Genomic DNA, 12,188 nt, shown 5'->3' with positions numbered 1-12,188 from the left:
GACATGACGAACAGATCCGCGCCGTTCGACGAGCTCGACCGCAAGATCGTCGCCGCCCTGGTGGCGAACGCGCGGACCAGTTTCACGGAGATCGGCGCGGCGATCGGCCTGTCGGCCACCGCGGTCAAACGCCGGGTCGACCGGATGCGCGAGAACGACATCATCACCGGCTTCACCACCACGGTGCGTCCCGCCGCGCTCGGCTGGGCCACCGAGGCCTACGTGGAGGTGTACTGCGACGGCGCCGCCCCGCCCCGGCGGCTCGCCGAGGTCGTCCGCAACCACCCGGAGATCACGGCCGCGATGACGGTGACCGGTGGCGCGGACGCCCTGCTGCACGTACGGGCGACGGACGTCGAGCACTTCGAGGAGGTCCTCGAACGCATCCGGGCCGAACCGTTCATCCGCAAGACGATCAGCTACATGGTGCTCTCCCACCTGCTGACCGGCAGCCCGGAGGCGGGCGCCGGCCGCGCCGCGACGAGTGGCGACGCCGGCATGTGACCCCGTCTCCGGCAGGCGCGGACAACCCGTTTGCCCCGACGGACCGCCGGTGAAAGGTCTCGGCCCATGCCTACCTTTCCGCGCACGACGGAACGCGGCTCTCCTACCGGGAGTTCGGGGTTCCTCCGGTGAACGGCCGCCCGCCCGTCACCGCCGACGACCTCGCCCACGCCGTACAGCTCGCAGTGGCCGCCCTCGGAGAGGTCCCCGCGACCGCCTGGGACGGCAACGCGGGCACCCTCGAGTGGACCTGCTGGGAGACCGTCGAGCACCTCGCCGACGACCTCTTCGCCTACGCCGTCCAACTCGGCCCCCGCACCCCGCCGCTGGACCGTGAGGTGCCCTTCGCCTACGAGAGCCGCCGGCCCGGCGGCCCCGCCAACTCCGTCCACGCCGATCGCGCCGCGGGGCCCGACGGGCTGCTCCAGGTGCTGGAAGCCGGCGGGGCGCTGCTCGTCGCCATGGTGCTGACGACACCGCCGCAGGTGCGCTCCCACCATGTCTTCGGCGCGTCCGACCCCGAGGGCTTCGCCGCGATGGGCATCGTGGAGACCCTGGTGCACACCCACGACGTCGCCGCAGGGCTCGGCCTCACCTGGGACCCGCCCGCCGGCATCTGCTCACGGGTGCTCGTCCGGCTGTTCCCCGACGCCCCCGCGGACACCGCCCCCTGGCCCGCGCTGCTCTGGTGCACCGGCCGCGCCGACCTCCCCGGACGGCCACGCTCCGCCACCTGGCGCTGGCACGGCGCGCCGCGCGCGTAGCCCGAACGGGTGGTGTGGGACCGGCGGGCGACGCGAAACGCCGCCTATGGGCCGCACGACGCAGGATTGCTGCGTATACACGCAGCGCTTGTTCCTTGTCGCCCGAACCTCCCGATTCCTACCGTTGAGACGTCACCGGTCGTCACCGGTCGTCACCGGCCATCTCAGGAATCGGGAGGAACCCCGGGTGCCACCCAGCCGCGTGCCTCGCCCCAGGCGTTACCTGGTCTGCGAACCCCGTTACTTCGACGTGAAGTACGCCATCAATCCGTGGATGAGCGAGAACACCGAGGTCGATCAGGACCTCGCCCGGTCCCAGTGGAACGCCCTGACCGACGCGTACCGCGCTCTCGGCCACAAGGTCGAGTCCGTGGAGCCCCAGGCCGAACTGCCCGACATGGTCTTCGCCGCCAACTGCGCACTGGTCCTCGACGGCAAGGTCTTCGGCTCCCGCTTCCACGCGCCGCAGCGCCGGCCGGAGGAAGAGGCCTACGCGGCCTGGTTCAAGGTCGCCGGGTTCGACGTGCACCGGACCGTGTCGGTGTGCGAGGGCGAGGGCGACCTCGTCCCCGTCGACGGCCAGATCCTGGCCGGCACCGGATTCCGTACGACCACCGAGGCCCACCGCGAGGTGCAGGAGTTCTTCGGCGTACCGGTGATCGGCCTCCAGCTCGTCGACCCGTACTTCTACCACCTCGACACCGCCCTGTTCGTCCTCGAGGACGGGAGCGACGGGCAGGCCGCGAACATCGCCTACTACCCGGGGGCGTTCTCGCCGGGCAGCCTCGCGGTGCTGCGGCGGCTGTTCCCCGACGCGGTGGTCGCCACCCGGGAGGACGCCATGGCCTTCGGCCTCAACTCGGTGTCCGACGGCCAGCACGTCCTCGTGGCCCCGCAGGCCGAGGCGCTCGTCGGACAGCTCGCCGAACACGGCTACGAGCCCGTCCCCGTAGACATGTCCGAATTCCACAAGGCCGGCGGCGGCATCAAGTGCTGCACTCAGGAGATCCGCGCATGACTCTCACCCCCGTACGCACGCAGCGCTCCTCCGAGGAGCTCATCCGCGCCGAGAACACGGCGCTGGCGCACAACTACCACCCTCTGCCCGTCGTCGTCGCACGCGCCGAGGGCGTCTGGGTCGAGGACGTCGAAGGCCGCCGCTACCTCGACATGCTGGCCGGCTACTCGGCACTCAACTTCGGCCACCGCCACCCCGGCCTCGTCGCCGCCGCGCACCGCCAGCTCGACGAGGTCACCCTCACCTCGCGCGCCTTCCACAACGACCGGCTCGCCGGCTTCGCGGAAGGTCTCGCCGAACTGACCGGCCTCGAGATGACCCTGCCGATGAACACCGGAGCGGAGGCCGTCGAGAGCGCGGTCAAGGTCGCCCGGAAATGGGCCTACGAGGTCAAGGGTGTGGCCCCCGACCGGGCGACGATCATCGTCGCCGACGGCAACTTCCACGGCCGCACCACCACCATCGTCAGCTTCTCCACCGACGAGTCGGCGCGCGGCGGCTTCGGCCCCTTCACGCCCGGCTTCCGCATCGTGCCCTACAACGACCTGGCCGCGATCGAGAACGCGATCGACGAGACCACGGCCGCCGTGCTCATCGAGCCGATCCAGGGCGAGGCGGGCGTCCTCATCCCCGACGACGGCTACCTCGCGGGCGTGCGCGAGCTGACCCGGCGGGCCGGCTGCCTGTTCATCGCCGACGAGATCCAGTCCGGTCTCGGACGCACCGGTACGACCCTCGCCGTCGACCACGAGTCGGTCGTCCCCGACATGCTGCTGCTCGGCAAGGCCCTCGGCGGCGGCATCGTCCCCGTCTCCGCGGTCGTCGCACGCCGGGACGTGCTGGGCGTGCTGCGTCCCGGCGAGCACGGCTCCACGTTCGGCGGCAACCCGCTGGCCGCCGCGGTCGGTTCCGCCGTGGTCGACCTGCTGGCCACCGGAGAGTTCCAGCGCAGGGCCGCCGAGCTCGGCGAGGTGCTGCGGGAGGGCCTCACCGGGCTGGTGGGCAAGGGCGTCGTCGGCTTCCGCTCCCGCGGGCTGTGGGCGGGCGTCGACGTCGACCCGGCCATCGGCAGCGGCCGCGAGATCAGCGAACGGCTGATGGCCGAGGGCATCCTCGTGAAGGACACCCACGGCTCCACCATCCGGATCGCGCCGCCGCTGACGATCACCCGTGAGGAACTCGGGTCGGCCCTCGCCTCCTTGGAGAAGGTCCTCGGCTGACGGGCCGTGCCCGGCCGCTCCCCGGAGCGGCCGGGACGCGGGGTGACCAGCCCCTCCGCTCCACGGCCACGCTGTCGTAAGGTGCACTTCTGGCAGCGTGGCCGTGGTGGAACGGAGAGAGCCGTGAAGATCCTCATCAGCGCCGACATGGAGGGTGCCACGGGGGTGACATGGCCGGCCGACGTCCTGCCCGGCACACCCCAGTGGGAACGCTGCCGCTCCATGTTCACCTCCGACGTGAACGCGGCCGTCCTCGGCTTCTTCGACGGCGGCGCCCACGAGGTGCTGATCAACGAGGCGCACTGGACGATGCGCAACCTCCTCCTCGAGGAACTCGACGAACGCGCCGAGATGCTCACCGGTCGTCACAAGTCGCTGTCCATGGTCGAGGGCGTCCAGCACGGCGACGTCGACGGCATCGCCTTCGTCGGCTACCACACCGGCGCCGGCGCCGAGGGCGTCCTGGCCCACACCTACCTCGCCAACTCCATCACCGGCGTCTGGCTGAACGGCGTCCGCGCGAGCGAGGGCCTGCTCAACGCCCATGTCGTCGCCGAGTACGGCGTACCCGTCGTCCTCGTCACCGGCGACGACCTGACCTGCGAGGACGCGCTCGGCTACGCCCCCGGCGCGCTCAAGGTCGCGGTCAAGGACCATGTTTCGCGGTACGCGGCCGTCTGCCGGACCCCTGCCCGCACCGCGGCGGACATCCGCGCCGCGGCCAAAGAGGCCGCCGGCCTCGCCGTACGCCACGCGCCCGCCGAGGACGGACCGTTCACCGTCGAGCTCGAGTTCGACGCCGAGCACCTCGCGGCGGCGGCCACCGTCGTCCCGGGCGTGGCAAGGGCCCGGGGGAGAGGCGGGTGGTGTACACCAGCGGGACGATGTACGAGGGCATCCGCACATTCAAGGCGGTCACGACGATCGTCTCCGCCGCCGTGGAGGAGCAGTATGGCTGACGTGACAGACACCCCCATCGACGCCCGCGCCCTCGACGAGGTGGTGACCTTCACCTCCGAGCTCATCCGCATCGACACCACCAACCGGGGTGGCGGCGACTGCCGCGAGCGGCCCGCCGCCGAGTACGTCGCCGAGCGGCTGGTCAACGCGGGGCTCGATCCGGTGCTGCTGGAGCGCAGCCCCGGCCGCACCAATGTGGTGGCCCGCTACGAAGGCTGGGACCCGGGCGCCGACGCGCTCCTCGTCCACGGCCACCTCGACGTGGTCCCCGCGGAGCCCGCCGATTGGACCGTCCACCCCTTCTCGGGCGAGGTCCGCGACGGAGTGGTCTGGGGCCGTGGCGCAGTCGACATGAAGAACATGGACGCCATGGTCCTCGCGGTCGTACGGGCATGGGCCCGGCACGGCATCCGGCCCCGCCGCGACATCGTGATCGCGTACACCGCCGACGAGGAGGCCAGCGCCGAGGACGGCTCCGGCTTCCTCGCCGCCGAGCACGCCGACCTCTTCGACGGCTGCACCGAGGGCATCAGCGAATCAGGCGCCTACACCTTCCACGCCGGCCCCGGCATGGCGCTCTACCCCGTCGCCGCCGGTGAACGCGGCACGGCCTGGATGAGACTCACCGCGGACGGCAGGGCGGGCCACGGCTCCAAGGTCAACCGCGAGAACGCCGTGACCCGGCTCGCCTCAGCGGTCGCCCGGATCGGTGAACACCACTGGCCGGTACGGCTCACACCGACCGTGAAGGCGGCCCTGCTCGAACTCGCCGCGCTCCACGACATCGATGTGACCCGTGCCGACCTGGAGACCACCGGCTTCGACGTCGACGAGCTGCTCGCCAAGCTCGGCCCGGCCGCCAAGCTCGTCGAGGCGACGGTACGCAACAGCTCCAATCCGACGATGCTGAACGCCGGTTACAAGCTCAACGTCATCCCCGGCAACGCCACCGCGTACGTGGACGGGCGGATCCTGCCCGGCACCGACGAGGAGTTCCGCGCGACCATGGACGCGCTCACCGGCCCCGACGTCCACTGGGACTTCTACCACAACGAGATCGCCCTGCAGGCGCCGGTCGACTCTCCGACCTTCGCCAAACTCCGGGCCGCGATCGAGGCGTTCGACCCGGACGCCCATGTGGTCCCGTTCTGCATGTCGGGTGGCACCGACGCCAAGCAGTTCGCCCGGCTCGGCATCACCGGATACGGCTTCTCACCGCTGAAGCTGCCGCCCGGTTTCGACTACCAGGCGCTCTTCCACGGCGTCGACGAACGCGTCCCCGTCGACGCCCTCCACTTCGGCGTCCGGGTCCTCGACCACTATCTGCAGACCGCTTAGGGGGATCGGACATGGTGCCCACCGGGGCCTACGGAACCTGGCCGTCGCCGATCGACGCGGCCCTCGCCGCGTCGCACGACGGACGCCCCGAGTATCTCGGCGTCGTCGGCGACGAGGTGTGGTGGACCGCGCCCCGACCGGCGGAGGGCGGCAGGCGCGCCCTCGTGCGCCGGCGGCCCGACGGCGCCGAGGAGTCGGTGCTTCCCGCCCCGTGGAACGTCCGCAGCCGCGTCATCGAGTACGGCGGCCTCCCCTGGGCCGGCGTCGACCGGGCGGAGCACGGCCCGCTCGTCGTCTTCGTCCACTTCCCCGACCAGCGGCTCTACGCCTACGAGCCCGACCGGCCCGGCGCCGAGCCGCGGCCCCTCACCCCCGTGTCGGACCTCGGCGGCGGACTGCGCTGGGTCGACCCGCAACTGCGGCCGGAGCGCGGCGAGGTGTGGTGCGTCCTCGAGGAGTTCACCGGACCCTCGGCCACCGACGTCCGCCGGGTCATCGCCGCCGTACCGCTGGACGGATCCGCGGCCGGCGACCGGTCCGCGGTACGGGAACTCAGCGACGGCCGGCACCGCTTCGTCACCGGGCCGCGGCTGTCGCCGGACGGGAGCGAGGCGGCATGGATCGCCTGGGACCACCCGCGGATGCCGTGGGACGGCACCGTCGTCATGGTCGGCGACGTGACGGAACACGGTCCGTACCGGAACGTCCGGCCGGTGGCCGGCGAGAGCGACGAGTCGGTCGCCCAGGTCGAATGGGCCCCGGACGGCTCTCTCCTGTTCAGCGCCGACGGCGGCGGATGGTGGGAACTCCAGCGCATCAGGCCCGGTTCCCCGGACTCCGAGCGGCGCACACCGCTGTGCCCGGGCCGTGGCGAGGAGTTCGGCGGGCCGCTGTGGAAGATCGGCTCCCAGTGGTTCCGGCCGCTCCCCGGCGGACTGATCGCCGTCATCCACGGCAAGGGGGCGACCGCGCTCGGGATACTGGACCCGGAGACCGGCGAACTCGTTGACGCCCCGGGGCCGTGGAGCGAGTGGGCGCCGACCCTCGCCGTGCACGGCGACCGGGTGTTCGGCGTGGCGGCCAGCCCGCGCAGCGCGTACGAGATCGTGGAGCTCGACACCCGTACCGGCCGCGCCCGGGTCATCGGCAGCCCGCACGACGACCCGGTCGACCCCGCGTACTACCCCGAGCCGCAGATCCGTACCTTCACCGGGCCCGGGCACCGGGAGATCCACGCACACATCTACCCGCCGCACAGCCCCGACCGGGTGGCGCCCGACGAGGAGCTGCCGCCGTTCGTCGTCCGGGCGCACGGCGGCCCGACCGGCCGCGCGGGGCTCGTGCTCGACCTGGAGATCGCCTACTTCACCTCCCGGGGCATCGGGGTGGCCGAGGTCGACTACGGCGGCTCCACCGGTTACGGCCGCGAGTACCGCGACCGGCTCAAGGAGCAGTGGGGCGTCGTCGACGTCGAAGACTGCGCGGCCGTCGCGCAGGCGCTCGCCGACGAGGGGACCGCGGACCCGGCCCGGCTGGCGATCCGCGGCGGCAGCGCGGGCGGCTGGACCGCCGCGGCCTCGCTCGCCACCACCGATGTGTACGCCTGCGGCACGGTCATCTTCCCGATCCTCGACCTCTGCGCCTGGGCCACGGGGGAGACCCACGACTTCGAGTCGCGGTACCTGGAGTCGCTGGTCGGCCCGCTCGACGAGGTCCCCGCCCGCTACCGGGAACGCTCGCCGATCAACCACGTCGACCACATCACCGCGCCCTTCCTGCTGCTGCAGGGCCTGGACGACGTGATCTGCCCGCCGGTGCAGTGCGAACGGTTCCTGGAACAGATGGCCGGACGCCGCATCCCGCACGCGTACATCGCCTTCGAGGGCGAGGGCCACGGATTTCGCAGGGCCGACACACTGGTCCGGGCGCTCGAGGCCGAACTGTCGCTGTACGCACAGACCTTCGGCATCGCACGTCCCGATGTCCCCCTGCTGGAGCTGAGGAAATGAACCTGGAGCCGCTCACACGTCCGAAGCGCCTGCGGGCCGGGGACCGGGTCGCCGTCGTCGCGCCCAGCGGTCCCGTACCGGACGAGCGTCTCGACGCCGGCCTGGACATCCTGCGCGGCTGGGACCTCGACCCCGTCGTCATGCCGCATGTCCGCGAGACGCACCCGGAGTTGGGGTATCTCGCGGGCACGGACGAGGCCCGTGCCCGCGATCTCACCCAGGCGTGGTGCGACCCGTCGGTCTCCGCCGTGATCTGCGCGCGCGGCGGGTACGGCGTCCAGCGGATGGTGGACCTCGCCGACTGGGACGCGATGCGCGCCGCCGCACCCAAGGTCTTCGTCGGCTACAGCGACATCACCGCGCTCCACGAGGCGTTCGCGGTGCGGATGGGACTCGCCACCCTGCACGGCCCGATGGCCGGCGCGGAGACCTTCCTCAAGGACGCCCGCACCCAGGACTCGCTGCGCGCCACGCTCTTCGAGCCGGAGACGGTGCAGCGGCTCCACGGCCTGGCGGGCGTCCGCCCCATGGTGTCCGGCCGTGCCCACGGCGTCACCCTCGGCGGCTGCGTCTCGCTGATCGCCGCGGACCTGGGCACACCCCACGCCCGGCCGTCCGCGCGGGGCGGACTGCTGCTGATCGAGGACGTGGAGGAGGAGAACTACCGCCTCGACCGGATCCTCACCCAGCTCCTGCGTGCCGAGTGGCTCGACGGCGTCGCGGGCGTCGTCCTAGGTTCGTGGGCGCAGTGCGGCCCTTACGAGCAGATCCGAGCGGTCCTCGTCGACCGGCTCGGCGGGCTGGGCGTCCCGGTCGTCGAGGAGTTCGGCTTCGGTCACGGCCCCACGAACCTCACGATGCCGCTCGGTGTCCCGGCCGTACTGGACGCGGACGCGGGGACGCTGACGCTGGACGTGCCGGCGCTGGTCTGATCCACCGCCGGCCCGGTCCGACCTGCCCGTGCCCGACCAGCCACTCGGAATCCTCGCTCTCCGGCACATCGGCGTGCCCGACCTCAGCCCTACGACATGAGGGGCACCCACCTGGGCCGGCGCAGTGAGCCCGGCGGCACCGGGGTGATCGAACTCCCCGTCGTCCGTGGCTCGCTGTCCCGACTACGCTGCGAGAGCCGCGTACCCGGGCCGGATCACCTCGTCGATCAGCCGCTGCCGCTCCGGCAGCGGCAGGAACGCCGACTCCACCGCCGCTACGGTGAACTCCTCGAACTCCGCGGGTCCGTAGCCGAAGGCGTCCACCATGTGCCGGAACTCCTCGCTCATGGTGGTGCCCGAGACGAGACGGTTGTCGGTGTTGAGCGTGACGCGGAAGCCGAGACGACGCAGCAGGTCGACGGGATGCGTGTCGTACGACTTCGCCGCACCCGTCTGGAGGTTGGACGTCGGGCAGACCTCCAGGGCGATGCGGTTGTCGCGCACGTAGGAGGCGAGACGGCCGAGCGTGGCCGTGCCGTCGTCGTGCACCTGGATGTCGTCCGTGATACGGACACCGTGGCCGATCCGCTCGGCGCCGCACACCTGCACGGCCTCATGGATCGACTCCGCGCCCACCGCCTCGCCGGCGTGGATCGTGAAGTGGCAGTTGTGGCGCCGCAGGTGCTGGAACGCGGCGAGGTGGCGGGCCGGCGGATTGCCGACCTCACCGCCCGCTATGTCGAACCCGGCGACACCGCGGTCGCGGTGCGCGACCGTCAGCTCGGCGATCTCCAGGGAACGTTCGGTGTGCCGCATGCCGGTGAGCAGTGCACGCACGGTGATCCTCCCGCCGCTGCGCCGCTCACCCTCCCGCAGCCCCGCGTTGACCGCGTCCACGACCTCGTCGAGCCCGAGGCCCCGCTCCTGGTGCTGCTCGGGCGCGTACCGCACCTCGGCGTACACGACACCGTCCGCCGCCAGATCCTCCGCACACTCGGCGGCGACACGCTCCAGCGCCTCGCGGGTCTGCATCACCGCGCAGGTGTGGGCGAAGGTCTCCAGGTAACGCTCCAGCGACCCCGAGTCGGCGGCGTCCCGGAACCAGACCGCGAGAGCGGCCGGGTCCTCGGTCGGCAGCTCCTGATAGCCACAGTCGCGAGCCAGCTCGATGATCGTCCCAGGCCGCAGACCGCCGTCGAGGTGGTCATGGAGGACGGCCTTGGGCGCGCGCAAGATGTCAGACAAGTGCATCCGGGGAGTGTACGGCACGGGACGCTGTCCGCTGCGCCTGCGGCGGGCGTTCCCGCCTCCCCGTCCCTTGCCCGGCGGCCGTGGGAGGTGCCCCCAGCGAGGCCGATCTCGCGGGCGGGATCCAGCCCGTCCGGCGTTTGACGACACCGCGCGAAGCGCGGTACCGGGTCCGGGCGGAGCCCGGTTCGGGAAGGGGCGGGGTGGGGGAACAGCACCGCGCAGCGGCCGCCCCCGCTCAGTTCGACTGGCGCACCGGCAACGCCCCCGCCCCCGTCGCCAGCACGTGCTTCGCCGCCAGAACCGGAACCTCCCCCACCCGCACCACCTGTGTCACCAGCACCGCCGGCGTGTCCGGTGCCCGGTCGAGCTGGTGACCGCGGCGGGTGCCGAGCAGCGTCGCGGTCACGCCGCTGTGCGCGGTGAGGGCGATGCCGCGGGACGCCCCGGTCAACGCGGCGAGCATCGAGACCGCGGGAGCCGCCTCCCGCAGCGCCGCCGCGAACGCGGGATGCGCCGTCTCCAGCGTCTCCTCCGGAGCGGCCCACTCGTGGCTCAGTACCCCCGTCGTACCGTCGCCGTTCAGCAGGGACTCCCAGAAGCGCAGCTCGGACCCGGCGGGTGCGAGCAGGTGCTGAGTGGTGAAGTCGGTCGGCTCCTCCGTGCTCCGCACCAGCGGCCGCACCCGCAGCGGCGGTCCGCCGCCGGGAAGGAGCTGCTCCAGCGGCTGGAGGTGCTCGTAGCCGCGCCGGGGTGGATGGGCGTTGACCGTCCGTCCTACGCCTCGGCGTACGGACAGCAGGCCGTCCTCCTGGAGCAGCAGCAGCGCCTCCCGGAGGGCGGGGCGGCTGACGCCGAGCTCGCCGGCGAGCCGGGGTTCCGAGGGCAGGGTGGACCCGGGCGGGTAGACGCCTTCGCGGATCGCGTCCGCGATCCGCTCGTACAGGACGACGACGGGTCTGCGCTGCTGCCTGCTGACTGCCACTGGACCGGCCCTTCCTCGGCTCACCACGTGGTGCGGTGCCTCTCGATCCCGTACGAGAGGCACTGACCCTGTCTGACAAGTGTCTCACCGATGCTGCGCGGCAGACGGGATCGCCCTGGGACCGGAGCGGCTTCGGCGGCGGCCCGCATGACAAGCTGACGCCATGTCCGAGCCCGAGCCCCGGCCTTCCGCAGGCGACCCGTACGTCGCCACCGGCACCAGCGTCGCCCTGCGCCACCTCACGTACGACGACGCCGCCGAATTCACCGCGGCCGCACGGCGGAGCAAGGACCACCACCGGCCCTGGCTCTTCCCGCCGCTCACCGCCGACGACTACGCCGGGTACGCGCGGCGGCTCATCGAGGACCCGGCCCGTGCGGGCTTCCTGGTATGTGAGCGCCCGGGCGGCAGCATCGCGGGGTACATCAACATCAACAACATCGTCCACGGCGCGTTCCTCAGCGGTGCCGTCGGCTACGGGGCCTTCGCGCACGCCGTGGGCCGCGGCCTGATGGGAGAGGGCCTGAGGCTCCTGGTCGAGTACGCCTTCGCCCGGAGCGGCCTCGGGCTGCACCGCCTGGAGGCCAACATCCAGCCCGGAAACACGGCTTCCCTGGGCCTCGTACGGTCGGTCGGCTTCCGCCTCGAGGGCTACTCGCCCGACTTCCTGCACATCGACGGTGCCTGGCGCGACCACGAGCGCTGGGCGATCACCCGGGAGATGCCGACCCGGGGCTGAACCGCCGGCACGGACACGGTCATAGGCTGCCCGCATGTGGAGAGACGTCGCAAGGCAGGCATTCCCTGAGGCCGAGTTCAGCGAGCCGGTCGACGCGGCCCTGGTGGCTGCCGCGGAGCAACGGCTCAGCTGCTCGCTGCCGTCCGAACTGGGGCGTCTGCTGCTGGAGACCGACGGCATCGTGGGGCACTACGGGGTGGAGACGGTCTGGCCCCTGGAGCGGATCGTCGAGGACAACCTCCGCTTCTGGTCGGACGGCGCGCTTGCCGACCTGTACATGCCGTTCGACGCGCTGCTCTTCTTCGGTGACAACGGGGGCGGCGACCAGTTCGCCTTCGTCCGGAGGCCCTCGCGAGCCGACATCTTCGTGTGGGAACACGAGGACGACAGCCGTCGCTGGGTCGCCCGGGACCTGCGGGACTACCTCGGCCGGTCTCTCGCGGACGAGGGGGACGGCTGGTACCGGTAGGT

At 72.1% G+C, this 12,188-nt stretch carries 11 protein-coding genes and 1 pseudogene; 10 read left to right on the top strand and 2 right to left on the bottom strand.

The window, feature by feature from the left end; all coding sequences use genetic code 11:
• Positions 1-3 precede the first annotated feature (3 nt).
• The 8 genes and pseudogenes from GLX30_RS06175 (at position 4) to GLX30_RS06140 (ending at position 8,745) form a co-directional block, all read left to right on the top strand.
• Positions 4-504, top strand: a complete 501-nt coding sequence (locus GLX30_RS06175; protein ID WP_159684520.1) for an Lrp/AsnC family transcriptional regulator — start codon at positions 4-6, stop codon at positions 502-504.
• Between the two features lie 128 nt (positions 505-632).
• The gene (locus tag GLX30_RS06170) at positions 633-1,268 is read left to right on the top strand and encodes a maleylpyruvate isomerase N-terminal domain-containing protein (RefSeq protein ID WP_159684517.1); all 636 of its coding nucleotides are present in this window, start codon (positions 633-635) and stop codon (positions 1,266-1,268) included.
• Positions 1,269-1,455: 187 nt separating this feature from the next.
• Positions 1,456-2,286 (top strand): dimethylargininase, encoded by an 831-nt coding sequence (gene ddaH, locus GLX30_RS06165; protein WP_159684514.1) that lies wholly within the window; start codon positions 1,456-1,458, stop codon positions 2,284-2,286.
• On the top strand, positions 2,283-3,506 hold the full coding sequence (gene rocD / locus GLX30_RS06160) for an ornithine--oxo-acid transaminase (protein WP_159684511.1): 1,224 nt from the start codon (positions 2,283-2,285) through the stop codon (positions 3,504-3,506). Before ddaH ends, rocD begins: the two co-directional genes overlap by 4 nt.
• Positions 3,507-3,629: 123 nt before the next feature.
• Positions 3,630-4,465, top strand: a pseudogene (locus GLX30_RS06155) (M55 family metallopeptidase).
• Complete coding sequence (locus tag GLX30_RS06150) at positions 4,458-5,804, top strand: M20/M25/M40 family metallo-hydrolase (protein WP_159684508.1); 1,347 nt, start codon at positions 4,458-4,460, stop codon at positions 5,802-5,804. Before GLX30_RS06155 ends, GLX30_RS06150 begins: the two are co-directional and overlap by 8 nt.
• An 11-nt stretch (positions 5,805-5,815) precedes the next feature.
• A complete protein-coding gene (locus GLX30_RS06145) occupies positions 5,816-7,813 on the top strand; it encodes a prolyl oligopeptidase family serine peptidase (RefSeq protein ID WP_159684505.1) in 1,998 nt (665 codons plus the stop codon).
• Positions 7,810-8,745 (top strand): LD-carboxypeptidase, encoded by a 936-nt coding sequence (locus GLX30_RS06140; protein ID WP_159684502.1) that lies wholly within the window; start codon positions 7,810-7,812, stop codon positions 8,743-8,745. The genes GLX30_RS06145 and GLX30_RS06140 overlap by 4 nt, the downstream gene beginning before the upstream one ends.
• Before the next feature lie 183 nt (positions 8,746-8,928).
• Here the strand turns inward: GLX30_RS06140 and GLX30_RS06135 are convergent, their stop codons facing one another.
• Both GLX30_RS06135 and GLX30_RS06130 read right to left on the bottom strand, forming a co-directional pair.
• A complete protein-coding gene (locus GLX30_RS06135; RefSeq protein WP_159684499.1) occupies positions 8,929-9,996 on the bottom strand; it encodes an adenosine deaminase in 1,068 nt (355 codons plus the stop codon).
• Between the two features lie 235 nt (positions 9,997-10,231).
• Positions 10,232-10,978, bottom strand: coding sequence for a GntR family transcriptional regulator (locus tag GLX30_RS06130; RefSeq protein ID WP_159684496.1), 747 nt, complete (start codon positions 10,976-10,978; stop codon positions 10,232-10,234).
• Positions 10,979-11,141: 163 nt separating this feature from the next.
• Here GLX30_RS06130 and GLX30_RS06125 point away from each other — a divergent pair, with 163 nt between their 5' ends.
• Together GLX30_RS06125 and GLX30_RS06120 are read left to right on the top strand one after the other, a co-directional pair.
• Positions 11,142-11,717 (top strand): GNAT family protein, encoded by a 576-nt coding sequence (locus tag GLX30_RS06125; protein WP_159684494.1) that lies wholly within the window; start codon positions 11,142-11,144, stop codon positions 11,715-11,717.
• Between the two features lie 34 nt (positions 11,718-11,751).
• Positions 11,752-12,186: an SMI1/KNR4 family protein gene (locus tag GLX30_RS06120; protein WP_159684491.1), complete on the top strand. Its 435-nt coding sequence runs from the start codon at positions 11,752-11,754 to the stop codon at positions 12,184-12,186.
• The last annotated feature ends 2 nt before the right edge of the window (positions 12,187-12,188 follow it).

The sequence above is a fragment of the Streptomyces sp. Tu 2975 genome, assembly GCF_009832925.1.
Lineage (GTDB): Bacteria > Actinomycetota > Actinomycetes > Streptomycetales > Streptomycetaceae > Streptomyces.
This window is presented reverse-complemented; position numbering and strand designations above follow the sequence as displayed.